The sequence below is a fragment of the Bifidobacterium callitrichos genome, from assembly GCF_008698085.1.
GTDB classification, from domain to species: domain Bacteria; phylum Actinomycetota; class Actinomycetes; order Actinomycetales; family Bifidobacteriaceae; genus Bifidobacterium; species Bifidobacterium callitrichos.
In genome coordinates this window covers 135746-161833 of the sequence record NZ_RZJP01000004.1, presented here as the reverse complement: position 1 = coordinate 161833, position 26088 = coordinate 135746, and the positions used below count along the sequence as shown (strand labels likewise).

Sequence of the window (26088 nt, the reverse complement as noted above, 5' to 3'; positions counted from 1 at the left end):
GCTCCTTTCGTCGAATTGCGATACCGGCTACCCTAAGACCCGCTTTCAGCCAATCGTACCGTCGGCGGCCTTGAGACGCTCGTATTCCGCGCGGGACAGCGAGATAACGCCGCCGTGCTTGGTGTGCGGGGCCATGTGGAAGTCGTCGGAGCGCAGGTAGTCGAAGCCCTTGTCCGGATCGGTCGTGACCATCGGGCGATAGCCGATCGACGGGATCACGTCGACGTACAGGAACACGCGATCGTCGGTGTGCGAGGCGAACAGGGCCGGGCCTTCAACGCCACCGGCGCTGCCGTTCTCGGTCCAATCCGCGCCGATCTCGTGCTGGATCGGCTCCCACAGGACGCCCGGCTCCCACCAACGGCGCACGTTGGTCGCGTCGAGCCAGATGTTGGAGTGGGGACCGTTGTTCTTCGTGGCGCGGTAGGTGCGGATCGTGCCGTCGGACAGTTCGCGCTGGAGCATCGTGGTGTCGATCGTGGGCACGCCCGCGTCGATGAACACGCCACCGAGTTCGAACGTGTCGTTGGTGAAGTCGCTGGTCGCGCCCCACAGCACGCGATCGTAGACGTCGTCGTCCTTGTGTTCGACGTCGTCATCGGCGAACAGCTTGCTCGACCAGTAGAGGACGAACGCGCCGCGGCTGCCGTTATGCTCGGCCTCGGAGCCTTCCGGATAGTAGTCCGGCACCCACAGGGCCTCCGGCGCCCACGCCATGCCCAGCTGGGCGTGCGTACCGTCGGCGCGACGGGAGACGTCGAGCTCGTGCGGTTCGCTCCAGTGGACCAGATCGTCGGAGTACCAGATGATGAGGTTCGTGCTGCCGTGATGCGAGAAGTCGTACCACGGGGAGCTGGCGTCGGAGCCGCGGCCGGAACCGTCGAACACGCGCAGATCGGTGGCGATGATGTAGACACGACCGGTCTGCGGGTTGCGGGTCAGATACGGGTCGCGCACGCCGGTGGTGCCGAGGTTCGACGTGAGGATCGGCTGGCCGCCGTTGAGCGGATTCCAACGCTCCGGGTTGTCGCCGTCGGACAGGTCGAGGTAGATGCGCTCGGCGTAGCCTTCCGGATCCTCGATGAAGTGGACCAGCAGGTAGCCGTACGGGTCGGCCGGCGCCTGGGGCTGCGGCACGCGGTGAATGGTCATGGTATACGCCTTTCGGGAGATAGTTCGGGGGAAAAAGAGGATGCCGGGGCCGGCGGCAAACCGGTTGGTAGGAAGGAGAGATGTTTACCTTCCGGCTTGCACGCTGGCTCCGGCAAGAATTGTATTGCTCAATGCTGCCTCGGCCCGCCTTTCGGCGGATCCTCGGCGGTGCCGTCGGACAGCCCACTGGGCTGTCCTCAAGGACTGATCTCCGATCAATCCAGCAATTGAGGACCGGTCTTCGACCGGGCTCAACGCCACCTTCGCTCGGCTTTCGCCTCACTCAGGCTGAGCCTACGGGAAGCCCACCGGGCTTCCCGCTTAACGGCTCAGCCCTTGACCGCGCCGATCATGACGCCCTTGTTGAAGTACTTCTGGAGGAAGGGGTAGAGGACGAGGAGCGGGAGGGTGGAGACGATGATCACGCCGTACTTGATCTGGTCGGCCAGCTGCTGCTGGTTGGCCATCGAGGCGCCGCCGGTTCCGGCACCACCCTGCTGCGTCTGGTTGGCGAGCAGGATGTTCTGCAGGACGATCTGCAACGGCTGCTTCGAGGAGTCACGCACGTAGATAAGACCCGTCATGTAGTCGTTCCAGTGCTGGACGAAGTAGTACAGGCCGATGACGGCGATGATGGCCGCGGACAGCGGGATCACGATCTTGAGGAAGTAGCCGCCGTAGCTCAGACCATCGATCTGGGCCGCGTCGTGCAGGTCCTCCGGGATGGAGGTCTCGAAGAACGAGCGGGCGATGATCAGGTTGAATACGTTGACCGCGACAGGCAGGATGAAGACCCACATCGTGTTGAGCAGGTGCAGCTGCTTGTACAGGAGGTAGTTCGGGATAATGCCGCCGGCGAAGAACATCGTGAACGTGAAGAAGAACAGGATGATGCGGCGGGGCTTGAACTCGCGGCGGGACAGCGCGAACGCGGCCGGCATGGTGACCAGCATGTTCAGCGCGGTACCGATCACGGTGTACACGATGGTGTTCCAGTAACCGAGCCAGATACGGGAGTCGGCCAGGATCTTCGCATAGCCGCCCAGCTGGAAGCCCAGCGGAACGATGGTCACCTTACCGGTGGAGACCAGTCCCTGATCGGAGAACGACGCGATGATGATGAACCACAACGGGTAGAGGATCAGCAGGACGATCAACGCCACGAGCAGGGCGATGATGATGTCGACGATCCAGTCGCCGACCGACTGCTGCTTGAACCTGCGATGCTTGTTGAAGGGAATCTCGTCCCCGCTCAGACGCGGGGCGACGGAGCCCTGAGATGTTGCTGCGCTCATAAGACCCATACCCTCCTATCAGAAGATGCTCGTATCCGACACGCGCTTGGAGATGAAGTTCGCAAGCACGAGGAAGAAGAAGTTGATCAATGTGTTGAACAGGCCGATGGCCGTTGCGTAGGAAATCTGGTTGCTCTGAATACCCATCTTGAACACGTAGGTCGAGATGACCTCGGAGACGGGCAGGTTCATGGCGTTCTGCATCAGCCAGACCTTCTCAAAGCCGACGTTCAGGACGTTACCCATGTTGAGGATGAGCAGGATGGACATCGTGGGCAGAATGGTCGGGATGTCGACGTAGCGGATGAGCTGCAGACGGCCTGCGCCATCCATCTTCGCGGCCTCATAGAGCGATGTGTCGACCGAACTCAACGCCGCCAGATAGATGATCGAGTTCCAGCCGACGTGCTGCCAGACCTCGGTGACCCAGTAGATCGTGGTGAACAGTCCCGTGCTCTCCAGCAGGTTGGAGCCCTCGAAGAAGCGGCCGATCAGACCGGTGTTCGGAGCCAGGAAGATGTTGATCATCGCCACGATGACGACCGTGGAGATGAAGTGGGGCATGTACGTGATCGTCTGCACGAAGCCCTTGATCTTCTTCGAGCCGATCTGGTTGATCAGCAGGGCGAGGATGATCGGGGCGATGAAGCCCATGACCAGCGTCCACAGCGAGATGCGCACCGTGTTGGTGAGCACCTGCGTGAAGATCGGGGACTTGAAGAACTGGTTGAAGTACTTGAGACCCGCGAATCGTCCACCGGTCAGGCCCTTGGTCGGATCGAAATCGCGGAAGGCGATCTGCAGGGCGTACATCGGGATGTAGGCGAAGATGCCCACGAAGATCATGGCCGGAAGCACCATCACCCACAGGTGCCAGTACATCTTGAGGTGACGGGCCAGCCGCTTCGGCAGCGGCATCGCCTTGAGCGCCTTCTCGTTGTCGATGACTTCGACCGCGTCCGAGACGCCTGCCGCCTTACGTACCGGCGTCACATTGTTTGCTACAACGCTTGACACAACTCCTCCTTACTCGCGTGAAGTAGGATGACGGTCCCCGGTGGTTCGGCCGGCCACGCCCATTCGCATGGTCGGCCGAACCACCGGTTCACATCATCGGTTTACTTGACCGCGGCGTCGTACGCCTTCTGCCACAGCTCGACGTTCTGCTTCATGCCGAGGTTGTTGACCTGCTTGACGTACTCGTCCCACTGCTGGTCGACACCACCGTTGAGGATCCACTTGGAGACCACCGGGATGCCGTAGTTCCAGATCTGGGCGTTGTTGTTGGAGAAGGTGTTGGTGTCCTCCGTGTTCTGGCGCACGTACACCGGCATCTTGTCCTTGGTCTGGTCAAGGTGCGAGTACTGCTCCTTGTACGGGGCGTCGGCGGCCTGGATGGCGTCGGCGTCCTGGGCGCCGTTGAACTTCACGTTGTCCGGGATCCAGCCGGCGAGACGATCCTGCAGGGCCGGAGCCTTGCCGTTGTCGGCCTCGTTGAAGAACTGCTTCTTGATGGTGTAGGTGTGGTTGCCGTCATCGGTGGTGTAGTCCGGGATGGAGCCGTAGAGCTGCTCGACGGAGTACTTCTCGGAGTAGAGGAGGTTGATGATCTTCAGAGCGGCCTTCTTGGTCTCCTCCGGCAGATCCTTCTTCATCGCCATGTGGTAGTCCTCGTACTCGTTGTAGTCACCGGAGGCGTCCCAGACGGTCTCGTCCTGGGAGACGCCCGGAGCGGCCGGAACCGGGATGGTGATGTACTCCTTGTTGAGCTTGGAGCCGATGACGCCGAACTGGGTGCCGTCCCAGCCGAAGGCCACGCCGGTGAGGGCGGTCTCGCCGTCGGACTTGAGCTCGGCCTGGTACTTGGAGTCGTCCTTGGTCAGGGCGTCCTTGGGAATGAGGCCCTTCTGGAACAGCTCGTGGTAGTACTCGACGACCTGCTTGAACTGGTCGGAGGTGGCCCAGCTGTAGACCTTGCCGTCCTTGACGGCGATGCCCTGGCCGGAAGGACCGGCGTTAAAGGAGGTGACGACGCCGGCGCCGTTGATGAGCAGGAACATGCTCCACCAGTTGCCGAGGGAGCCGGTACCGAGGGCGCGCACGTTCATCGGGATCTCGTCCTGCTTGCCGTTGCCGTTCGGATCCTGGGTCTTGAAGGCCTCAAGCACCTTGGTCAGCTCGTCCCAGGTCTTCGGGACCTCAAGGCCGAGCTTGTCGAGCCACACCTTGTTGATCAGCATGTGCTGGCCGGAAGCCTGGAAGGACTTGCCACGGGAGGACGGCAGGACGTTGATCTGGCCGTCGATCTCCACCATCTTCTTGGCAAGCGGCTTCTCCTTGAAGAACTTCGCGACGTTCGGCAGGGAGTCCATGTCGTCGGCGAGGTTCTCGAAGAGCGGGTACTGGGCGGCATCCTCCGGGTGGTAGGCGCGGATGGACAGGTCGGCGACATCGCCACCGGTCAGGGACGCGTTCTTCTGCTGGGTCCAGGCGTTGTCGTCAACACGCTGCCACTTGATGACTGCGCCGGACTCCTTCTCGAGGTCCTGCGCCCACTTCTGCTTGGCGACGTCGATCTGGGCGGTGTTCTGCTGGACCATGATGGTGACGACGGGCTTGCCGTTCTCCATCTGGGCCTCGCTGCCGCTGCCGCCGCAACCGGCCAGCAGCATCGACAGGGCGCTCACGCCCGCGACGGCCGCAACGATCTTCTTCTTCGCTACACTGCGGTGTGTCATTTTGAATCTTCCTTTCTGAAGATCACTACGATCACCATCCGGTCCACGTCTCGCCATCGCCGTCAGCGGTCCTTTGCAAGACCGCTTCGATCGCACATCTTCGTGGCGCGAACCGGATGATTATCGTTAACTTTTCTCCACAGTCAAAAGTTATAGCATCAAAGAATCCCAGCTGTCAAACCGGATTCTGAGATTACGCTACCATCCCTGATGTTCCAACGTTTTTAGCGCCCTCATCTTTCTTCATCGGCGTGGCGAACCGGCGTTTCTTGCCACACGGTTACCGATAAACTATAGTTATCGTTATCCCAATGCAAAGGTATGGTTGAGTCAACTAGGTAGAGGCAGCTCAACCACCACCGCGGCGGGACAGCCATAGACGACATCGGACTATGCACGGCCGCATCATCCGCCACGTAAGTGAAGAAGGAAGCACACAGGATCATGAACGCAAAAGCACCGACGCTCAAGGACATCGCCGAGGAGGTCGGCGTCACACCGATGACCGTGTCGAAGGCGCTGCGCGACATGCCCGGAGTCAAGGCATCCACGCGGTCCAAAGTGCTCGCCGTCGCCGAGAAACTCAACTACCGCGTCAACGTGCAGGCCAGCTCGCTCAAATCAGGCCGCAGCGGCATCATCCGCATCATGGTCAACGAGTACCGGCTGCCGTTCTACTCGCAGCTCATCGACTCGCTGTCCACCGAGGTGATACGAAACGGACTCACCCCGTTCCTGCAGAAGACCGGATACTCCGCCGAATCCGCCGCCGAGGCCATGCGCAGCCCGTACTTCTCCGGCAGCATGTTCGACGGCACCATCGCCCACGCCTCCGGCATCACGGAACCGGAGATCGTCAAATCCGGCAACCCCACCGTGCTGCTCGACGACTGTCTGCACAACCCTACCGTCAGCGCCGTCAACTGGCCGAACGAGATGGGATCCAGAGCCGGCGTGCAGCATCTCATCGATCGTGGATGCCGCAACATCGGCATCGTCACCACCTGCCCGTACATGGAGGTGGAGGAGCTGATGAAGGATCACGCCTCCAACGATCCGCTGCGACTGCGCGGCGCACGTTCGGCCCTCGTCGACAACGGGCTCCCCTACGATCCGGAGCATGTCATCAGAATCGCCGGCATGGACGAGCTACGAGGAGTCGCCATCGCGCACAAACTGGCCGATGAGCACGCCGATTTCGACGGATACATGTGCATGAACGACTCACTGGCGCTTGGCCTTATTCGCGGATTCGCCGATCGCGGCGTGCGCGTGCCCGACGACGCACGCGTCATCGGATTCGACGGCATCCGCACCGGCGAGTACTCGGTACCGACCCTGAGCACGATCTCGGTCGATCTCGACCAGCTCGCGCAGATCGCCGTCTCGCAGCTGCTGCGCCAGATCGAGAATCCCGATGGCGACTGGCGCCCCTCGACCACGACCGTCGGATTCACCCTCATCGAACGCGAATCCACACGGTAAGTCGCACGCTCCGGCGTCCGCTGCTCAGAGCATCGCCCGAAGTCGGTGACAGGACGACGACCCCGTCCTGTCATCGACGAACGTTATCGGGAATGTCGTCACAGCAATCCCGCCATATACAACGGCAGATAGCGCCTGTCACCTCTGACTTCCAATGGCTTTGGGTGGAGCACGTACTCCAGCCCCACACGCCCGGAAAACCGTTCCTTGAACTTGTCAAGGGACGACGTACGGTATCGGTTGCTCGATTTGACCTCAATCGGACTGACGCGCGGCTTCATCGCCGCATTCGGGTAACGGGAAACGATCAGGAAGTCGATTTCCATGGTCCTCGAGGCGTCATCACGGTCATTGCGAGAATAGAAGTACAGGCCATGTCCACTGGAATGAAGGAGCTGCGCCACGACGTTCTCGGTCAGCATTCCCTCGTTGATGGAGATTTTCCCCAACAGGACATCCCGATAGATGTCATCCTCGGTGACGTTCGAATCGGCGAGCGCCTGAGTGACCAGCAGCCCGGTATCCGCCATGTAGCATTTGATCATCGCCCGATCCGCATAGGCGCTCAAGCCTACAGTCGGATCAGTCGAGTTGACGCAATCATTGACGACACACGCATCGGCAAGCCAGAAGAACGCCTCATCGTATTCACGCATCCGCGCGTTAGGCTCCAACGACGACACACGGTATTTCTTCTCATGCTGCGACAGCTGCGAAACCAGCCCGTCAAACAACAGCGTGACACGACGTCGGGCCGAACCGGCATGCTTGACGATATCGTCGCGATATAGCTTCAGAATGTCCCGTTTGACTTCATCCACTCGGTGAAAGTCACGAGTACGGATATACGTCTCGACCGCCTGGGGCATGCCTCCAACAAGCATGTATTCCCTGAACAAACGCATCGCCTTGCGATGCAGGGAATCCGGCAGCGGCCGCAGCCGCGCATACGAATCCGCGATCGCACGGGACAATGGCTCCTCACCCATCGCCCAAAGGAACTCAACGGTTACAGTCTAGTCTAAAATCACAAAATCAACAGTTACGAAGACCTCGATACTCACAAAATCAACGGTCAGCGTGCGGAGAGACCTCTTCGAACCACACTTGGCACCATGACCATCGGAGTTCTGCATCGCCCGCGGTAAGTCGCACGCTCCGGCATCCCGGCATCCGTTAGCCGATAGAGCAACCGAACTCCTCGCGGGCATCGGACGCGATTCGCGTTGTTAGGGTCCGTTTCTCGCCAGAAATCGCCCTCTATTATCAGGGATCAGACGCCCAGCGCACGGTCAGCGTCCGATTCCCGCAAGAAGTTGACCTTCCCTAGCGGGATACGGACGGGATCAGTCTTGTCCTTCTCGATTTTCGCCCCCCTGTTTTCTGCATCATTTTGGTATCATATGATGCAGAAAACATGATGCAGATAAAGCCGATGATGCAGAAGGAAGGCGCCGCATGCGGGACTTCGATTACATCGCCTCGGCGGGCGGGCTGCTCACCGTTGCAAACTAGTTTGTTTTGGTTTGCAGGACGGTCTTGCGATCGTCCGCTCCAAGTCTCACGCCGCTTGCGTGGCTGCTTGGTTCGCACTTCACCGGGGTCTGCGTTGCACGACGTGATGCGTCGTTCCGTCTTCCGTCCCCTCCATGCGCGTTTAGGGTCTCCGGGGCACTCCCGGCGACTTGGATGTTGATGGCCGCGTTCAGGTCGCGGTCGATCACGAGACCGCAGGTCCCGCAATGGTAGGTGCGCTCGCCCAAGGAGAGTTTGGTTTTCACGCTCCCGCAGTTCGAGCACAGTTTCGAGCTTGGATGCCAACGGTCGATGACATGCAGACGCGCGCCGGTGCGCATGGTCTTGTATTCGAGCTGGCGGCGCAGTTCCGCGAACGACGCGTCCTCGATGGCTTTGGCGAGCCGATGGTTTCTGACCATGCCCGCCACGTTCAGATCCTCGATGCCGATGTCCGAGTACGTGTCGGCGAGCCATGTGGTCAGCTTGTTCAACGTGTCGCGGCGCTGATTGGCGACACGCGCGTGCAGTCGGACGACTCGTTCCCGCGCGTGGGCGCGCCGATGCGAGCCGGGTTGTCTGCGGCTCAGCGAGCGTTGCGCCCGCTTAAGACGGCGTTCATTGGCCTTGAGCGTGTGCGGGTTGGCGATCGTGGTGCCGTCCGAGAGCGTCGCCAAGGATTTCACGCCCAGATCGACGCCCACCGCGCCGCCTTTCGGCGGACGTGCCGGCGTCCTGTATTCGCGTTCGACGGTCAACGCCGCGTACCAGCGTCCCGCACGGCGGCTCACGGTCATGCGCAGCACCCTCGCACCGCCGACGCGTTCGGCGATGTTCTCCATGCAGTGCACGCGGCCGATACGCGGCAGTCTCAACGCCTTCGAGTCACGGTCGATCAGCCCGAAACTCCCGGTCGTGTACGCGAATCTCGGCGTCGTCCTGCCCTTCGATTTGAACTTCGGGAAACCCATTCTGCGGCCCCTGCGTTGCCCCTCACGGCTTTTCGACCAGTTCGACAACGCAGCCGCCAACGCCTCCAGCCCGCTGTTGTACGCCTCCTTGCTGTTCTCCCGCCACCACGGAGTCCCGTCCGAGCCCACGGCCAGCATGTCCTTGTTCACGTTCCACCAGCGGCGCAGCGCGTACAGCGACCACTCCGGCTTCTCCCTGGCCTCCAGCATTTCCTTGACGTGCGCCAATCCCGCGTTGTACGCGAAACGGGCCGCCCCCGCGTGCGACAACAGCAGACGCTCCTGCGCGGGCGTCGGGTCAAGCGCCACCTTGACCGCCTCAAGCATCCTGCGCCGCCTTCAACGCGGCCCGTGCCTTGTTCTTCGCAGCGCGCCGACCGTATAGGCGTGCGCAGAACGAGGTCAGCACCTCAGTCATGTCACGCACCAGATCATCATCCAGCTCCGAGTCGTCCACGACAACGAGCCGACGCCCCTGTGCCTTCAGCGCGGATTCAACGAGTCCCGCGTTCATGCGCGCCAACCGGTCCCGATGCTCCACGACGATCGTACCCACGGTCGGATCGGCGAGAATGCGGTTGAGTCTGCGCCGTTTGTCGTTCATGCCCGAACCGGTCTCCATGACCACCTGGATGTCGGTCGCGCCCATGCCGATCGCGAACGACTTCAACCGATCCGCCTGTCGTTGCAGATCGGACTTCTGGTCGGACGATGACACCCGCGCATAGCAGACGACGCGAGAGCCAGCGGAGATGTCGGTCTTCTCGTATTTCGGGTCATGGATGAGCCACACGCTACCCGAACGCTCGAACGGAACGGGCATGCGGTTCTCACGGCACCACTTCCACACCGTCTGCTCGTTCAAACCCTCACGGGCCGCCCACTCCTTCGCGCGCATGAACAAAACATATCACGGTAAAACAGAGCAAAGCAAGTAAAAACCATAACAACTGACAACCCCACGCACGACGAGCCTGCTCACCGCCATCCACGAGGAACGAGGACGGCAGAACACCAGAACCGGCATCCGGCCGGACGTGCTCACCACGCTGACGAACATCGCGCGCATCCAAAGCACCGACGCCTCGAATCGCATCGAGGGCATCGCGACCAGCGACAAACGACTCAACGCATTGGTCGCCGAAAAGGTCACCCCGCGCAATCGCGCCGAAGAGGAGATCGCCGGATATCGCGACGTGCTCGCCATCATCCACGAAAGCCACGATTACATCCCGCCCACGCCCAACGTCATACTCCAACTTCATCGGGATCTGTTCCGCCACACGCCGCTGACCTTCGGCGGACGCTTCAAGGACAGCGACAACGTCATCATCGAGCGGGACACCGATGGCAATCGGCGCGTACGTTTCGCCCCGCCATCGGCACTGGCCACGCCGGAACTGGTGGGGCGCATCTGCAACGCATACGCGGAGGCGATTCAGGATGGGCATACCGATCCTCTGCTCACCATCGCCATGTTCACACTCGACTTCACCTGCATCCACCCGTTCAACGACGGCAACGGGCGCATGAGTCGACTGCTGACACTGCTGCTGCTCTACCGCAACGACTACCAGGTGGGCAAATACGTGAGCATCGAACATCTCATCGAAGGCAGCAAGGACACCTACTACGACGCCTTGGCGGCGAGCACCGTCGGATGGAACGAGGGAGAGAACGACTACGAGCCGTTCACGAACTACCTGCTCGGCATGATCCTCACCGCGTACAGGGAATTCGACGACCCGCGAACGGGCGACCAAAGCGCAGCGCATCGCCTCCCTGTTCGACGACACACTTGTGCCGATATCCAAGGCCGACGTCCACGCCAAGCTGCCGGACATCAGCCTGACCACCATCGAACGCGCACTCAAGACGTTGCAGAACGACGGCACCATCCGCAAGATCGGTTCCGGACGCGCCACGCGTTACGTCCGCATCCGCTGAGCGGCAGCATCCGTACGTCGTCGTCATGTACCCGTCGGACGACGGCGCATACCAACGCAAGAGTTCCTTAAGCTGCCCGTCCCTGTTGCGCCTCCTGTTCGCCTTGTCCGCCTGACTCGCGGGGGACTCAGCGTGAAAAACGTGGGGATTCGCGTTGAATCCCACAGATTCGCGGGACTCAACGCGATTACAGGCGATTTCGTCGCTGAGTCCCGCGGACTTGAACGCCCACCCCGTGACCGCCCGCCGATCGCAGAATAGAAATCATTGGAATTCCGCCGTTTTGCGGCGGTCTTGACGGGTCGTTTCCGGTCCGGTACCGGTGCGGGCGGGTGTGGTCACGGGACTCAACGCGAAAAACGTGGGAAATCGTGTTGAGTCCCACAGATTCGCGGGACTCAACGCCGGAATCGGCCTTGACCGCGCTGAGTCCCCCGCGGACTGCCGAGACGGAGGACTCAATCCCATTTCCGTAGCGTCGGCTGCTTGCCCGGATAACGATCGCCGAAATACGCGACATAGGCGTTCTCAAGCTCCTCGATGAGCACCACATCCCGCTCGCCGGTCTTGCCCGCCGCTACGGCTTTGTCGTATGCAGCCTGCAACCGGGCCCTTGCCGGGGTGTTCGGAGCCGGATGCAATGAATCGCCATCCAACAACAAGGAAGCCTCTATTTTCATATAGCCCATCCTGCTGAGGATGCCGGCCTGACCTGTGGAGTCCTCTTCTTCTTCCTCCTCGACGTTCTGCTGTTCGACGGACCGATCGACCTCCTCGGTCTGGCTCGCTGCCTGCTCGGCCTGAACGGCTTCATTCAGGCGGGTCCGCAATCGGGCGATATCATCGCGCAGCGCCTGCTCGTCGGTGCGTGATTGCTCCGGCAGCGCCAGATCCTCCGAGCACTCGGCCGGCTTGGTCAATCCGCCGATATGGTATCGGGCGAGATCCGGCTCCTCGACCGGCGTCATATCGAATGGAACCTGTCCTGAATCACGCATCATCGCCCCCACTTCCCTGTGTATCTCCATTGTCCCGCAAACGGCGACGCACCACAACTCCACGCCGCTCCTACGTAGCAACAGGCTTCCCCAACGGCGTACGCTACACGGTCAACGGCGGCAACCTGTACGCCATCGTCATGCGCCCGTCGGACGACGGCGTGTACCGGTTCGAACGGCTCAGGAAGGGCGATGCCGCACACAACGCGGACTTCCACGGCTTCATCAGACGCATCGATCTGCTGGGTGGGCCGACCGATGGCGAGGGCGATGGCGAGGGCTTGGAGTGGACGCGTGACGAGCACGCGCTCGAGGTCCACGCGCCTGCCGTCCCGGGCGACGCCCCGATCACCTTCCGCATCGCCATCGGCTAGTGCCCTCCGTCAACTATCCGCTCGCTAAACAAATCAGGCCTGAGTGTCTAGCCCCGGTCTAGGCACATTGCGTCCGATCCTATAGGATCCACTACGAGAACCCCCATTTCTCGTTCCATTACGTTCGATCCCGTAGGATCCAACGTTATTGGGGGTTGCGAGGTTGCGAAAAACATCCGATCCCGTAGGATCCGATACGGTGATCGGGGCGGATCGGTGATGGCAGCGTGACGGGTCTGCCACTCAGCGCATGTCAATCGTTTGATGTTCGCCGAGTGGCAGAAAACCGCGCCACTCAACGCGTTTTTGGTGATTTTTCGCGTTGAGTGGCAGACACATCGTCGGCAGGGACAGCCCTTGCAATATCGACTATCGCAGAATCGTTGGAAAATGGCCCTTTTGACAACATGTCAAAAAGACGGCAAGGCGGTGATGACGCATCGTCGTGCCACTCAACGCCAAAATCGCCGAAAATTGCGTTGAGTGGCACACAGCCGAGCAACACGGCCGGGCAACGCAGCCGAGCGACACGGCTAAGGCGCACAGCCAGGCAACGCAATCGAGTCGGTCTGCGGCGGTGCAACCGAGTATCTAGACTCGGCTTCGCCATCGCCAGCTCCCCCGACAAGGAGGGAGCCGAGAGTGGGACAAACGAATTAACGGCGCGAGATGCTAGAGGTCGACCTCATCTTCATGACTCGGCGAGGATGAGGAGATCCCAGGGAGCCAGAGTGACCTGCGATCCGGCGGAACGGGCGTCGCCGGAGAGCACATCCTCGCCGGATACGGGCAGGGTGAACGTCACCGGATCGGCGGAGTAGTTGAGGAAGTAGTCGATGCGTTCGCCGGCGCGGTTGACGCCGCGGCGCACGTCAACCGTGCCGGCGAGCGTGCGCGGCCAGTCGTCGGCGCCGGTCAGTCCGGCAGCGTCGGCCGCGTCGGCGATGAGGCCGCGCATGACCTCGGGCGAGGTCATCGTGCCGATGTATTCCGCCCAGCCGTCGTTGCCGCCGAACATGTGGCGCGTGATCGCGGCGTAATCGCCCCATGCGGGGTGATGGTAGCGTGCGAGGATCTCGGTGTCCGCGGACGCGTCCGCGGACGCGGGCATGAGCAGTTCCATGAACACTTGGGCTTCAGCGTGGGCTTCATCGTGGGCTTCATCGTCGACGTAAGAGGCTGGCGCCTGCGCGAAGTCGAGGCCCACGTTGTGCGGCGGAGTGAATTCGTTGTACCACATGCCGAACATGTCGGTCATGGCGTGCGGCTGGCGATCACACCGCACCTTCATCTGCGGGTCGGCGAAGAACGACTTGAACGAGGCGACCAGATGACCGCCGCCGGCGACGTACGCGCGCAGCGCCTCCAGCGCGGCATCGGACGCGCAGTACATGGCCGGGACCAGCACGAGGTCGTATTCGTTCAGCGCCCGTCCGCTGGAGGTGACGCCGCTTTCCCCCAGCCGGTCGCCGTCGATCACGTCGCATTCGATGTTGAGCTCGTAGAGCGCGTCGTACATCCATCGCACCACGTCGTTGTAATCGGTCTGGGACCCGCCGCGGCGGAATCCGCCTTCCAGCGAGAACTGCTCGAGCGCGGTGAGCGACCGATTGCTCACGATCACGGCCGCACGATTGCGCTTCCTTAAGTGCAGCAGCCGATCGCCGTGCGCCTCGAGTTCGGCGCCGATCGCCATGACGTCGCGATACGTGCGACCGGGCTCGAAATCGTGCGAGAGGATGCCCTTCCAGTACGTCTCCCACGAGTTGTGGATCGAATGCCAATGCCAGTACATGACCGAATCGGAGCCTGAGGCGAGGTTGCCGTACGCCTGCAATCGCAGCTGGCCGGGGTACGGCAGCCAGCCCATGTTGCCCTGCGCCTCGGTTTCGAGCGTCAGATAGTTGCGTCCGCCCTTGAGTCCGCGGGTCAGGTCGCCGGCGAACGCGATGCGCCGCCCGTCGAGCTCGTCCTGCGTCGGGAAGTACACGTCCGCGCCGGCGATGTCGAGCGCGCGGGCCGCCTCGAAGTGGTCGACGGCCGGCTGCACGCCGTACGATCCGCCCTTCCAGCCGAAGTCGAAGTTCTGGGTGACGAATTGGTCGCTGCGCGCGTACTCGCGTACGATCGACGCCTGCCAGGCGAGGTATTCGCTGACGAGCCCACGGCGGAACGCGTCGAACTCGCCGCGCATCGACCCGTTGATCGAGTTGGTCGGGTCGGGGAAGTCCTCCCACGCGTCGATGCGGTTCGACCAGTAGTCGAGTCCCCACGCGCGGTTGAGCGCGTCGAGATCGCCGTCGAACAGCTCGCGCACGTGACGCACGAACATCTGGCGCACGTTCGGCGAGACGACGTCGTAGTACTTGGTTTCGTTGTCGACCTGATAGCCGATGACGTTCGGGCGATCGGCGACGTGGGCGACGAGCCGGCGGATGATGCGCTCGCCGTAGTATCGGTACGTGGCGTTGGAGATGTCCATGATCTGGCGCGGACCGTAGCCGCGGTGGCCGTTCGGGGTGTCGGCGAGCACGGTGGGGTCGAGGCGGACGAGCCACGAAGGCACGGCGTAGGTGGGCGTGCCGATGATCACCTTGATGTCGGCGCGCTCGGCGGCGTCGAGCACGCGGTCGACGTGGTGGAAGTCGAATTCGCCCGGCTGCGGTTCCTCGGTGGACCAGGTCGATTCGGCGATGCGCACGACGTTGATGTGCGCGGCCTTCATCATCTCGATGTCCCTGTCGAGACGGTCGTAGGGCATGTATTCGTCGTAGTAGGCGCATCCGAACAGGATGCGATCGATGGATGTGGCGGACGCTGACGCGTTCTCGGACATATGTCTCTCGCTTTCGTTCCATCGCCGTTCGCCACGGGTCCCGACCATCCATGGATCCCAGTCATTGATATATATACGAACAGCATTATTATATGTATCGATACATATCGTAATTACAGTCACAACAATATGCAACACGACATTTCTTCACTGTCTCTTTTGCCGATTGCGCAGTACAATATGTACCGTTACATACACCTAGGTCTCTGCAACGGCCACTGACGGCCGAAGCGGAAAGGGAACCTCATGACAGATGGACCGATCGCCCCGCACGCGCCGTCGCAGGCGCGCATGATCGCAGGGCCGGACTCCACGCCGTTCGACCGCGCGCCGGACATGCGCCGGCCGCCGGTATTCCTGCGCGAGTTCGACCACCCACTCCACTCACACCCCACGATTGCCTCGGCGCATCTCACGCTGAGCGCGTGGGGTCTGGTCGAATGCGAGATCAACGGCCACAGGGTCGGCCGCGACGTGCTCACGCCCGGATGGACGGTCTACGGCAAGCGCCTGCCGTACTGGACGTACGACGTGACCGATCTCATCGCGGACGGCCGCAACGCGATGGCCTTCTGGCTCGGCGACGGCTGGTATCGCGGCCGTATCGGCTTCGGCGGCGGCGAGCGCGACTGCTACGGCGACCGGCTCGGCCTGATCGCCCAGCTGGAGATCGTCGACGCGGACGGCGGCACGACCGTCATCGCAAGCAATGCCGAGGACGGTCTGTGGCGCACGACGAACGGCCCGATCCTCGCAAGCGGACTGTACGAGGGCGAGACCTACGATGCGCGCGAGGCCCTGCCGGGATTCGGACTGCCGCTCAGCGCCGTCGGCCCCGGCACCGACTCCGCACGCTGGCAGCCGGTCGAGGAGCTGGAGTTCGATCCGTCCGTGCTCTACCCGGCGGACGAGTCGACCGCGGTGCGAGAGATCGGCGAGCGCCATCTGCCCGCAGGCAGCGCGATCACCCGTCTTGCCGACGGCCGCTGGCTGGTGGATTTCGGCCAGAACTGCACCCAGCGCGTGGTCCTGCGCATCCCGGAGGGGCTGCCTGCAGGCGCCGAGATCACGATCCAGCATGTCGAAGTGCTCAATCCGGACGGCACTCCGGCGACGCGTCCGTTGCGTCGCGCGGTGCAGCGCGATCACTACATCGCGTCCGGTCGCGAGGGATCAAACGGCCCTGATCCCACCACGCAGAGCTGGTGGGAGCCTCGGTTCACGATGCACGGGTTCCGCTATGCGTGCATCAGCGGCTGGCCCGAGGATCGCCCGCTCACCGCCGACGATCTGTTCACGCGCGTCTACAGCTCCGCACGACGCCCGCTCGGCGACTTCTCCTGCTCGCTCGATCGCGTGAATCGCCTGCACGAGAACATCCGCTGGTCGATGCTGTCGAACTTCGTCTCCATTCCGACGGACTGCCCGCAGCGCGACGAGCGTTTCGGCTGGACCGGCGACATCGCCGTGTTCGCGCCGACCGCCGCATACCTGTACGACGTGACCGGCTTCCTCGACAGCTGGCTCGACGATGTCGCGATCGAAACCGACAAGTGGGGCACGGTGCCCTACTACGTGCCGTACCCCTCGCCCGGCTGGGGCAAGCCGGCGGCGGTCGCCTTGTGGGGCGATGTGGTCGTGATGGTGCCGTGGGCGCTGTACATGGCGACCGGCGACGCGTCCATACTGCGTCGTCACCTGCCGCTCGCCCGTCGCTGGATGGACGAGGTCGCGGGACTGCTGTCCGACGATGGTGTGTGGGATCGCAGACCGGAGGTGTGGTGCGGTCAGCTCGGCGACTGGCTCGACCCGACGGCCCCGCCGGACGACGCCGCTCGCGCGATGACCGAGAAGAACCTCGTGGCGACCGCGTTCGCCGCGAATTCGGCGAAGCTGGTCGCGCGGATACTTGACGTGGTCGGCGATCCGCAGGTCGCGGCGCACTACGAGCAGCTGGCCGCGCATATACGCGACGGATTCCGCAGGCGGTTCGTGCTGCCGGATGGCCGCATGACCTCGGACACGCAGTGCGCGTACGCGCTGCTGATTGCGTTGGATCTGCTCGAGGACGATGCCACGGACCGCGATCGCCTGCGCGAGATCGCAGGAGACAGGCTCGTCGAACTGGTGCGCGAGCGCGGGTACGTGGTGGGCACCGGGTTCGCCGGCACCCCGTACGTGCTGGGCGCGCTGTGCGCGACCGGCCACGCCCGCGAGGCGTTCTCGCTGTTCCTGTCCGACCGCTGCCCCTCATGGCTGTATCAGGTACGCATGGGCGCGACAACCACGTGGGAGCGGTGGGATTCGATGCTGCCGAACGGCGAGGTGAATCCGGGGGACATGACCTCGTTCAACCATTACGCGCTGGGTGCCGTGGCCGATTGGATGCACACGGCGATCGGCGGACTCGAGATCACGGAACCCGGCTGGCGCACGGTGCGCGTGGCTCCACTCATCGCCGAAGCGATTCGTCACGGGATCCGTTCCGGGGCGGCCTCGCATGCGGTGCCGTCCGGCGGTACGATCGCGGTGTCGTGGACGGCAGGCGACGATGATTCCTGCCGTCTCGTCGTGACCGTGCCGGAGGGCGTACACGCGATCCTCGATCTCGGCCTTGGCGAGCTTGATGACGAGCTTGATGACGACATCGTCGACGAGGATACGCATGAGGCCGTCACCGCCGGAACCACACTGGAGGCCGGCGAGCATCGCTTCTCGCTCTACACCTCCGTGGATTCGCGGGCGACGAGCGTGTAGCCCACGGTGACGCGTTCCGGGGGCGCGGCGGGCGTGGACGAATCGCCGCGTTCCTCGATGCGTCGGGCGATCATGTCGAGGGCGAACCGGGAGAGCTGGTCGAAATCGACCTGAATCGTACTCAGGGTCGGCACGCAGTACGTGCCGGCCGTGACGCCGTCGAAGCCGATGACCTTCACGTCGTCAGGCACGCGCACCCCGCGATCGGCGAGACCGCGCAGCACGCCGAACGCCGCATAATCGGTGGCCGCGAACACGCCGTCGAACGCCTGAGATGAGTCGGACGAATCGGACGCATCGGCAATGGCGTGGCCCGCCTCGATGCCGGTCGCGGCGTTGTACGCAGTGAACACGGTCGTCTCGTCGCATGGCAGTCCGGCGTCGAGCAGCGCGGCGCCGGCTCCGCGCAGTCGCAGCTGCTGCGGATCCTCGGCATGCGTCAGATCCGCGCGGGACAGGTACCCGCATCCCACGGCGATGGCGATGCGACGGCATCCGCGATCGATCAAATGGCGTATGGCGGCGCGCGCCCCATCCTCGTTGGGGAAGTTCACCGAGTCGACGCTGGGCGTCTCCTCGCAGCCCTCGATGAGCACGATCGGACGACCGTGATGCGATGCGCCTGCACCGAGTCCCGTCGATTCGAGCCCGGGCGCGTCCAGGCCTGCCGCGTTGATGATCTCCCCGTCGAACAGCTGCCCGGAGAACGGGTTGGAGGCGAGCGCCCGCTGCCCCTCAGCCGGCGAATAGTGCGTCTGCTCGACGAACGGCGTGAGACCTCGTTCGGCGGTCGCGACGGTCAGCGACTGCACGAATTTCGAGTAGAACGGCGCGTCGAACGCGTTGACGATGATGTGGATGATGTTGCTGCGCCCCGATTTGAGCATGCTCGCCGTCAGATTGATGCGATAGCCGAGTCTTTCGGCGGTGGCGAGCACCCTGGTCCGGGTCGATTCCCTGACGCCGGGCTTGCCGTGCAGTGCGTTCGACGCGGTCATCGGGGAGACGCCGGCCGCCGCCGCCACGTCCCGCAGCGTCGTCCTGCCGCCAGTGATCCTTCCCTTGTTGCTCATGCGCAGCCCCTATCCCGGTTCTTCCCACCTGTCGCCTGTCTGCCTATTCCCGCCACTCGTACCGGCATCTGTGATCAATCTTGCGTCATCGACCGACGCATGTCGGTGTTCGATAGTTGTCCGATCGCCCACAGCGGGAGATTGAGCAGCCATCCTTCGTCGCGATAACCGGCCAGACTGGTGCGCACCGCCCTATCCAGCCCGAAATGATTGGCCGCCACACGCAGGCTTTTCGCCTGAAGGTTCTCCTGGGCCTTGACTTCGATGGGCAACACCGTGTCGGGATGATCGACCGCGAAGTCAACTTCCGCGCGCCCTGTCGACGATGCCCAATAATACGGGGTCAAGTGCTGCGCAATCAGTTGCTGACACACATACTGTTCGGTGAAGGCACCCTTGAACTCCGTGAACAGGGCGTCTCCCTCGAGTATCGCAGCGGGATTAAGCCGCGCCAAAGCACCCAGAAGGCCGCAATCCACGGCGAACAGCTTGAATGCCGATGGATCCTCATAGGAGGCCAACGGAGTGCGAATGGCCTTCACCGCCGAGACCTTGGCAATGGCCCCATAGTCGCGAAGCCACTGGATGCTCTCTTCAAAATCCCGCGCACGGGCGCCGGATCGAAGGGCGCCGTAGATGAATTTCCTGTTTTCCTTGGCGAGCTGCGATGGCAGAGAAGCCCAGACCATGCGGATCCGTTCCAGCATACGCAGCGGAGCATGTTTGGAGAAGTCGCTGTCATAATCGTCGAGGATTTCCCGCTGCAGTCTTCGGGCTTCGGCGAAATCGTGATGCTCCGCAAAATCAGAGACCACAGCCGGCATGCCGCCCACCACCATGTACTCTTTGAGCCATGCGCATAGGCGGTCCCGGAACACGGAATCCAACTGCGCGATTCCGCCGTCTTCGGTGCCGTCCCGAATAGCATCGGCCGTCATCCCCTGTCCAATGGCCCGGAGATATTCCAGAAAATCCATGGGACGCAGGGTGATCGTGTCCACTTTGCCGACCGGATATGACGAATCCCTGTGCCGCGCGATACCCATGTATGACCCGGTTGCGATGACATGATATTCTCTGGCGTCTTCGCAGAAATACTTCAATGAGGTCAACGCCCTGGGGCATTCCTGAATCTCATCGAGCAGGACCAACGTGTCCGGAGTGACGGGGACTCCGGTTTCAAGGCTGATGTTTCGCAGGATTCTGCGCACATCCAGATCACCCTCGAAGAATCCCCGTGCACGTTCGTTGTTCATCAGGTCGATCCGGGCGACCGAAGAATACCGAGTACGTCCGAATTCCTCCGAAAGCCATGTCTTGCCGGTCTGCCTCGCGCCACGGATGAGAAGCGGCTTACGGTTACGGGACGACTTCCATGCGTCGAGTTGTTCCATAGCCGTACGTTCCATACCTCACCCCATAACTCATACAGAAAATGTGCAAGTAGAACACATATTACGTACAAGAAATGTGCAAGTCAACCCCGTTTCCTGCGTCACTCGAAGCGGAGGTAGGTGACGAAGTCGCGGGCGCGGGAGGCGTGGGTGGCGTCGACCACGTTGGCGAAGCCGATGACGGCGTCGTCGGGCAAGCCCTTGCCGCCTGCGACACCAGCTCCGGACCATGTGGCGGACTTGGACAAGGCAAGACCGTACGCCTTGCCGGCCGCGGCGGCGTCATCCGAAGAGGACGTACCCGCGATCGGCTCGCCCTTCTTGTCAACCAGCGCGCCGGCGGCGGCGAGCTTGCCGAGCGCGGCATCGCCCTTCTCGACGTCGGAGACCTTGCCGATCAGCCCGCGATGCACGAGTTCGGCGAACGTGGCCTTGTCGGCGACGATCATGTTGACGTCGCCGGCGGAGACCATCGTCATGAGCTTCGCGGAGTCGTCCGTGTACGAGTTGGTCGAACCGTTCGACGAGCCGGTCGGAGAGGCGGTGCCCGAACCGCCCGGCATCGCGATCGTGAACGACCCGTCGATGTCGATCAGACGGTCGTCGTCGATCTTTTCCGCCTTGACGAATCCGGTCTTGAGCTCGTCCAGCTGGGCGGAGTACTCCCCCATGCCGATGCCGGCGACAGACAGTTCCGTCTGCGGCGGCCTGGTGAGCCACGTGACCGCCAGCGAGACGACGAATGCGATCGTCACCACCACCGCGATCGTGCCGACGAGGAAATGCTGCACGAAGAACGGCCACTTGTCGGCGGCCGGCAGTTCGCGCAACGTCTTCCACTTCGACTGCTTCACATAGGTGTTCTCGGCGGCGAGCGCCGCGATCGAGCTTTGCTGCTCGTCGTTCAGCGCTCCGCCGCCGTTCGTCTGACTCTGCTGATCATCGGTCATACGGGTCAGTCTAGTCGGAATAGGGTCGGGCGATCAGTCGTGCAGGAAGACGGTCATCTCGTTTTCGCCGCGGTTGGCCCATGCGAAGTACGGGATGAGGGTCGCGGTGACGGACTCGCGTTCGGCCGGCGCGTACTGCGCGTACAGCGGGGAGAACGCGGGCGCGTCCGCGGAATCGCCCGCCGGAGCGTCGGCGACGGACGCGGGCACGACCTCGCGCCACGCGGGCACTTCGAGCCTGACCATGTGACGGGTCACCTGATCGACCTCGCCCTGGCCCTGATCGTCGATGCCCTTGGCGCCGGCATGGAAATCGAAGTCCTCGACCTTGATGGAGCCAGGATCGGCGAGGATCCTAGCCACGTCGGCATGCAGCAGGTGCAGGTTCGCGCCGTTGTCGCGCTCCTCGGCGCAGAACGTGATCGGGCCGCGCGTGAACGCGACCTTGCCCACGTCCTCGCGCACGAGCGGGTTGGCCTTGAGCATGCGCACCGGCATCGGGAAGTCGAAGGAGACGATGTCGCCATCACGCCATTCGCCGGTGAGGTATAGGTAGCCGTCGCGCACGTCGCGCGTGATGCGGGGCGATCCGTCGGCTTCGGGCGATTCGCCGGTCGCCGAGATCGCGGCGGCCGCCGCTCCCTGCGCGCCGGCCCAGCCGGGCAGACGGAAGGCGAGCGTGAATCGGCCGGACACGCCGTCCGAGTCCTCGCCGAGGTGCACGACCACCGAGCCGTCGCCGTGCCACGGCAGGTCGGCGTCGACGCTCAGACGCACCGGCACGCCGCCGAGCGCGGCCTTCGCCTCACCGCCCATGTACAGGTGCGTGTACAGCGTGGACGCGTCGTCGGAGACCGTGTACGCGTACTCCTGCACCGATTCGACGATGCGGGCGATGTTCGGCGGGCAGCAGGCGCAGCCGAACCACTTCTGGCGCACCGGCTTGACGTGGTCGAGCCTGCGATCCTTGTGGCAGGCGTACGGATTGACCTCCAGCGGGTTCACGTAGAAGAAGCTCTTGCCGTCGAGGGCCATGCCCGCGAGCGTGGTGTTGTACAGGGCGAGCTCCATCACGTCCGCGTACTCGGCCTTCGGGTCGAGTTCGAGCATGCGGCGGGCGAAGAACGCGAGCGAGATCGCCGCGCAGGACTCGGAATAGGCGGAGTCGTTCGGCAGGTCGTAGTTGTAGGAGAACGCCTCGCCCTCGCGCGTGCCGCCGATGCCGCCGGTCACGTACAGCTTCTTGTCGACGATGTTGCGCCACAGGTTCTCGCACGCCTTGGCGAGCGTCGGGTCGTCGGTCATGCGCGCGACGGCCGCCATGCCGGAGTACAGGTATCCGGCGCGCACCGCGTGGCCGACCGCCTCGGTCTGCTCGCGCACCGGCTCGTGGGCCTGCGCGTACGGATAGTCGAACCGCCAGTCGGTGTCGGCGCTGCCGTCCTTCTTGTCGCGCTCGCCCTCGTAGCGGAAGTAGTTGGGTTCGGTGCCGCGCTCGTCGATGAAGAACTTCGCGAGGTCCAGGTACTTGCGATCGCCGGTGACTCCGGCGAGGCGGGCGAGCGCCATCTCGGCGATCTCGTGGCCCGGGTATCCCTTGCACTGGCCCTCGTTCGGGCCGAAGTATTCGGCGGTGTAGTCGGCGAAACGCTCGGCGGCCTTGAGCAGCTTGTCCTTGCCGGTGCCCTCGTAGTAGGCGATCGCGCCTTCGATGAGGTGGCCGAGGCAGTACAGCTCATGGTGCCAGCGCAGGTTGTGGAACGCGCGGTCCATGCCGTTGAGGATGTAGTAGGTGTCGAGGTAGCCGTTGTCGAGCTGGGCGGCGCACACGATGTCGATCGCCTTGTCGGCGGTGGCCTCGAGTTCGGCGTCCGGGTGATGCGCGAGGCTGTAGCCTACCGCCTCCACCCACTTGGAGAAGTCGGTGTCCTGGAACACGAATCCGTAGAACTTGTCCGGATCGGGGTGGGCCGGATCCTCCGGCTTGGACTCGAAACCGCGGTAGGAGTAGGCCGGCGGCACGAACTGCTTGCCTTCCGTGTTCTTGCGCGCATTCTGCGCGGCGGCGGCCTTGAAGTTGTGCATGCAGTAGCTGGGGGCCGCGCCCGGCACGTTGTCGTTCAGGGCGTTCCACTGGAACGGCAGCACCGCCGTGCGCACGAGCTCCTGCTCGGTGTGCCAGAACGCGTCGGTGACGGTCACGTCCCTGAGCTTGAGCGGCGTGCTGTGGCGCGCGGCTTCGGGCGTCGTTGCGGAATCGGTCATGTTCGTATGCTCCTTTGACATCCGTGAAAATCGCATGTGCGTGGGGATCGCGCCGACCAGCGACCCCCACGGCGCGGCGCCACAGGATCGCAGTAGGCGGATGCGGTCTGTTACCGCTCACATCATTTATGTTTAACGTTAACCTACTTTTATCCATGACACGCGGAACGTGAAACAACGGCGCCTGTCGCGGGACTCGGTGGGATCCAGTGGGACTCAACGCGCAAATCGCGGGAAGTCACGCTGAATCCCTTGAATCCGTGGGACTCAACGCGATTACGCACGAAATCAACGCTGAGTCCCACGACCAATCCCACCTCCATCGCCAACGACTGAATGCCGATCAAGAAAACGTTGGAATTCCGCCGTTTCTGAGTAGTGGCAGCAGACGACGTTGAGTGAAATCAAGAGAATCCAAGGGACTCAGTGAACAAATCGCGGGAAATCGCGTTGAGTCCCACGAATCCGCGGGACTCAACGCAAATACACACGAAATCGACGCTGAGTCCCTCGGATCCCCCGGATCCCGCGCACCCTACGCGCGGATCGCCGCATACTGCGACTCGTAGAGGCGCCAGTACGCGCCGCGCGCGGCCAGCAGCTCGGCGTGCGAACCGTGCTCGACGATCCGACCGTGGTCGATGTAGAAGATCTCGTCCGCGTTCTCGATCGTCGACAGACGGTGAGCGATGATGAACGACGTGCGCCCCTTGAGCAGGTGCCGCAGACCCGCCTGCAGCGCCTCCTCGGTACGCGTGTCGATGTTCGAGGTCGCCTCGTCGAGGATCAGGATGCGAGGATCGGCGAGCAGCACGCGCGCGAACGCGATGAGCTGCCTCTGGCCGGCGGACAGCGTCGAACCGCGCTCCTCGACCACCGTGTCGTAGCCGTCGGGCAGCTCCATGATGAACTCGTGCGCGTGCACGGCGCGGGCCGCCGCCTCGATCTGCTCGTCCGTCGCGTCGAGCCGTCCGTAGCGGATGTTCTCGCGCACGTTGCCGGAGAAGATGAACGTATCCTGCAGCATCACGCCCATCTGGCGGCGCAGCGAGGCGAGCGTCACGTCGCGCACGTCGTGGCCGTCGATCTCGACCGACCCCTCGGACACGTCGTAGAAGCGCGACAGCAGGCTCACGATCGTGGTCTTGCCGGCGCCGGTCGGACCGACGAGCGCGATCGTGCGCCCCGGCTCGACGTGGAAGTCGACCAGATTGAGGATGTTGCGCCCGCCCTCCTCGTAGCGGAAGACGACGTCGTTGAAGTCGACGCGGCCGGCGATCTGCGGCAGATCGCGCGCGCCCGGCCTGTCCTCGATCTCGGGGACCACGTCGAGCGTCTCGAAGATGCGCTCGAGGTACGCCGAGCAGGTGACCAGCTGGTTGTAGAAGTTGCCGATGTTGATGACCGGGTTCCAGAAGTTGTTCGCGTAGCCGACGAACGCGATCAGCATGCCGGTGGTCACGTCCACGCCGCCGAAGCCCGTGATACCGACGAAGTAGATGAACGAGATCGTCATCACGGAGATCGTCTGCACGCCCGGCCACATGAGGAACTCGATGTGCTTGGCCGCCATCCACGCGGTACGCACGTCGTCCTGCTGCTGCTGGAACGTCATGAACTGGGTCTTCTCGCGCGCGAACGTCTGCGTGGTCTTGACGCCGGCGATCGACTCGTGGATGAACGCGTTCAAGTTGCTCTGCTTATTCGACAGCTTCTGATACGCCTTGCGCTGGAAATGCTGCAGCACGCGCACCCACAGGATCAGCAGCGGGAAGAGAATGAGACTCCACAGCGCCAGCTGCCAGTCGATCACGAACATCACGATCAGCGTGACGAAGAACGTGAACACGTCGGCGAACACGCTGATCAGACCCGACGAGAGCGTGTCCGACAGGGTGTTCACGTAGTTGACCACGCGGATCAGGATCTTGCCGTGCGGACGCGAGTCGAAGTAGCTGAACGGCAGCGTCTGGATGTGCGTGAACAGGTCGCGGCGCATGTCCTTGAGCATCAGCTGACCGACCCGCGTGATCGCCACCGTACGATAGCGCAGCGCCAGCTCGTAGACGACGATCAGACACGCCAGCGCGCCGGCCAGCAGCCCCAGCTTGGTCAGATCCTTGTTCGGGATCGCCTCGTCGATCATGATCTTGGTCAGGTACGGCACGCTCACGACGATGCAGCTCATCGAGATGACGACCGCCAGAATGCGCACCACACGCGGCAGATACGGTTTGAGATAAACGCCCACGCGCGCGATGTCGCGCAGGTTGATGGTCTCCTCGAGTTCCTCGTCCTCGCGGAACGTATTACGTTGTGCCATGGTAAGTCAAGTCCT

General features: G+C 62.8%; 17 protein-coding genes and 1 pseudogene. 4 read left to right on the top strand and 14 right to left on the bottom strand.

All coding sequences use genetic code 11. The annotated features are described in order from the left end of the window. Positions 1-45: 45 nt before the first annotated feature. The 4 genes from EMB92_RS09485 to EMB92_RS09470 form a co-directional block, all read right to left on the bottom strand. Positions 46-1152, bottom strand: a complete 1107-nt coding sequence (locus tag EMB92_RS09485) for a glycoside hydrolase family 43 protein (RefSeq protein ID WP_150394688.1) — start codon at positions 1150-1152, stop codon at positions 46-48. Positions 1153-1481: 329 nt separating this feature from the next. Beyond that, the gene (locus EMB92_RS09480; RefSeq protein WP_150394687.1) at positions 1482-2447 is read right to left on the bottom strand and encodes a carbohydrate ABC transporter permease; all 966 of its coding nucleotides are present in this window, start codon (positions 2445-2447) and stop codon (positions 1482-1484) included. Positions 2448-2465: 18 nt separating this feature from the next. After that, entirely contained in the window at positions 2466-3365 is a 900-nt protein-coding gene (locus tag EMB92_RS09475; protein WP_107044938.1) for an ABC transporter permease, read from the bottom strand. A gap of 200 nt (positions 3366-3565) precedes the next feature. Next, positions 3566-5185, bottom strand: a complete 1620-nt coding sequence (locus EMB92_RS09470; RefSeq protein ID WP_150394686.1) for a type 2 periplasmic-binding domain-containing protein — start codon at positions 5183-5185, stop codon at positions 3566-3568. A 444-nt stretch (positions 5186-5629) separates the two neighbouring features. Here EMB92_RS09470 and EMB92_RS09465 point away from each other — a divergent pair, with 444 nt between their 5' ends. Beyond that, the gene (locus EMB92_RS09465; RefSeq protein WP_150394685.1) at positions 5630-6670 is read left to right on the top strand and encodes a LacI family DNA-binding transcriptional regulator; all 1041 of its coding nucleotides are present in this window, start codon (positions 5630-5632) and stop codon (positions 6668-6670) included. Positions 6671-6768: 98 nt separating this feature from the next. On the opposite strand, the gene EMB92_RS09460 is transcribed toward EMB92_RS09465, so the two are convergent. From EMB92_RS09460 to EMB92_RS09450, 3 genes are all read right to left on the bottom strand, one after another. Then, entirely contained in the window at positions 6769-7659 is an 891-nt protein-coding gene (locus EMB92_RS09460; protein WP_150394684.1) for a DUF8612 domain-containing protein, read from the bottom strand. Between the two features lie 522 nt (positions 7660-8181). Further along, positions 8182-9483, bottom strand: coding sequence for an IS607 family element RNA-guided endonuclease TnpB (gene tnpB / locus EMB92_RS09455; RefSeq protein ID WP_150394683.1), 1302 nt, complete (start codon positions 9481-9483; stop codon positions 8182-8184). Next, a complete protein-coding gene (locus EMB92_RS09450; RefSeq protein WP_150394682.1) occupies positions 9476-10054 on the bottom strand; it encodes an IS607 family transposase in 579 nt (192 codons plus the stop codon). Before EMB92_RS09450 ends, tnpB begins: the two co-directional genes overlap by 8 nt. 52 nt (positions 10055-10106) lie before the next feature. Here EMB92_RS09450 and EMB92_RS09445 point away from each other — a divergent pair. Continuing rightward, a pseudogene (locus tag EMB92_RS09445) lies at positions 10107-11103 on the top strand (Fic family protein). A gap of 458 nt (positions 11104-11561) precedes the next feature. Here the strand turns inward: EMB92_RS09445 and EMB92_RS09440 are convergent. Then, positions 11562-12104 carry a hypothetical protein gene (locus tag EMB92_RS09440; protein ID WP_150394681.1) on the bottom strand — a complete coding sequence of 181 codons (543 nt, stop codon included), beginning with the start codon at positions 12102-12104 and terminating at the stop codon, positions 11562-11564. Between the two features lie 26 nt (positions 12105-12130). On the opposite strand from EMB92_RS09440, the gene EMB92_RS09435 reads away from it, so the two are divergent. Next, a complete protein-coding gene (locus tag EMB92_RS09435; protein ID WP_150394680.1) occupies positions 12131-12475 on the top strand; it encodes a hypothetical protein in 345 nt (114 codons plus the stop codon). Positions 12476-13166: 691 nt separating this feature from the next. Here the strand turns inward: EMB92_RS09435 and EMB92_RS09430 are convergent. Then, entirely contained in the window at positions 13167-15311 is a 2145-nt protein-coding gene (locus tag EMB92_RS09430) for a beta-galactosidase (protein ID WP_150394679.1), read from the bottom strand. A gap of 246 nt (positions 15312-15557) precedes the next feature. Here EMB92_RS09430 and EMB92_RS09425 point away from each other — a divergent pair, with 246 nt between their 5' ends. Continuing rightward, positions 15558-18068 (top strand): alpha-L-rhamnosidase, encoded by a 2511-nt coding sequence (locus tag EMB92_RS09425; protein ID WP_150394678.1) that lies wholly within the window; start codon positions 15558-15560, stop codon positions 18066-18068. Here EMB92_RS09425 and EMB92_RS09420 read toward each other — a convergent pair. From EMB92_RS09420 to EMB92_RS09400, 5 genes are all read right to left on the bottom strand, one after another. Beyond that, positions 18032-19123: a LacI family DNA-binding transcriptional regulator gene (locus EMB92_RS09420; protein WP_107044720.1), complete on the bottom strand. Its 1092-nt coding sequence runs from the start codon at positions 19121-19123 to the stop codon at positions 18032-18034. The two genes, EMB92_RS09425 and EMB92_RS09420, sit on opposite strands and share 37 nt — an antisense overlap. A gap of 92 nt (positions 19124-19215) precedes the next feature. Beyond that, positions 19216-20535: an ATP-binding protein gene (locus tag EMB92_RS09415; protein ID WP_223847677.1), complete on the bottom strand. Its 1320-nt coding sequence runs from the start codon at positions 20533-20535 to the stop codon at positions 19216-19218. Positions 20536-20636: 101 nt separating this feature from the next. Beyond that, complete coding sequence (locus EMB92_RS09410; RefSeq protein WP_150394677.1) at positions 20637-21485, bottom strand: hypothetical protein; 849 nt, start codon at positions 21483-21485, stop codon at positions 20637-20639. A 33-nt stretch (positions 21486-21518) separates the two neighbouring features. Next, positions 21519-23750, bottom strand: a complete 2232-nt coding sequence (locus tag EMB92_RS09405; protein ID WP_150394676.1) for a glycoside hydrolase family 127 protein — start codon at positions 23748-23750, stop codon at positions 21519-21521. Between the two features lie 535 nt (positions 23751-24285). After that, entirely contained in the window at positions 24286-26073 is a 1788-nt protein-coding gene (locus EMB92_RS09400) for an ABC transporter ATP-binding protein (protein ID WP_150394675.1), read from the bottom strand. Between the last annotated feature and the right edge of the window lie 15 nt (positions 26074-26088).

Bases quoted from the DNA above. Each gene is read 5' to 3' on its own strand.
- EMB92_RS09485 (WP_150394688.1), bottom strand. From the start codon at position 1,152: ATGACCATTCACCGCGTGCCGCAGCCCCAGGCGCCGGCCGACCCGTAC.
- EMB92_RS09480 (WP_150394687.1), bottom strand. From the start codon at position 2,447: ATGAGCGCAGCAACATCTCAGGGCTCCGTCGCCCCGCGTCTGAGCGGG.
- EMB92_RS09475 (WP_107044938.1), bottom strand. From the start codon at position 3,365: ATGCCGCTGCCGAAGCGGCTGGCCCGTCACCTCAAGATGTACTGGCAC.
- EMB92_RS09470 (WP_150394686.1), bottom strand. From the start codon at position 5,185: ATGACACACCGCAGTGTAGCGAAGAAGAAGATCGTTGCGGCCGTCGCG.
- EMB92_RS09465 (WP_150394685.1), top strand. From the start codon at position 5,630: ATGAACGCAAAAGCACCGACGCTCAAGGACATCGCCGAGGAGGTCGGC.
- EMB92_RS09460 (WP_150394684.1), bottom strand. From the start codon at position 7,659: ATGGGTGAGGAGCCATTGTCCCGTGCGATCGCGGATTCGTATGCGCGG.
- tnpB (WP_150394683.1), bottom strand. From the start codon at position 9,483: ATGCTTGAGGCGGTCAAGGTGGCGCTTGACCCGACGCCCGCGCAGGAG.
- EMB92_RS09450 (WP_150394682.1), bottom strand. From the start codon at position 10,054: ATGCGCGCGAAGGAGTGGGCGGCCCGTGAGGGTTTGAACGAGCAGACG.
- EMB92_RS09440 (WP_150394681.1), bottom strand. From the start codon at position 12,104: ATGATGCGTGATTCAGGACAGGTTCCATTCGATATGACGCCGGTCGAG.
- EMB92_RS09430 (WP_150394679.1), bottom strand. From the start codon at position 15,311: ATGTCCGAGAACGCGTCAGCGTCCGCCACATCCATCGATCGCATCCTG.
- EMB92_RS09425 (WP_150394678.1), top strand. From the start codon at position 15,558: ATGACAGATGGACCGATCGCCCCGCACGCGCCGTCGCAGGCGCGCATG.
- EMB92_RS09415 (WP_223847677.1), bottom strand. From the start codon at position 20,535: ATGGAACAACTCGACGCATGGAAGTCGTCCCGTAACCGTAAGCCGCTT.
- EMB92_RS09410 (WP_150394677.1), bottom strand. From the start codon at position 21,485: ATGACCGATGATCAGCAGAGTCAGACGAACGGCGGCGGAGCGCTGAAC.
- EMB92_RS09405 (WP_150394676.1), bottom strand. From the start codon at position 23,750: ATGACCGATTCCGCAACGACGCCCGAAGCCGCGCGCCACAGCACGCCG.
- EMB92_RS09400 (WP_150394675.1), bottom strand. From the start codon at position 26,073: ATGGCACAACGTAATACGTTCCGCGAGGACGAGGAACTCGAGGAGACC.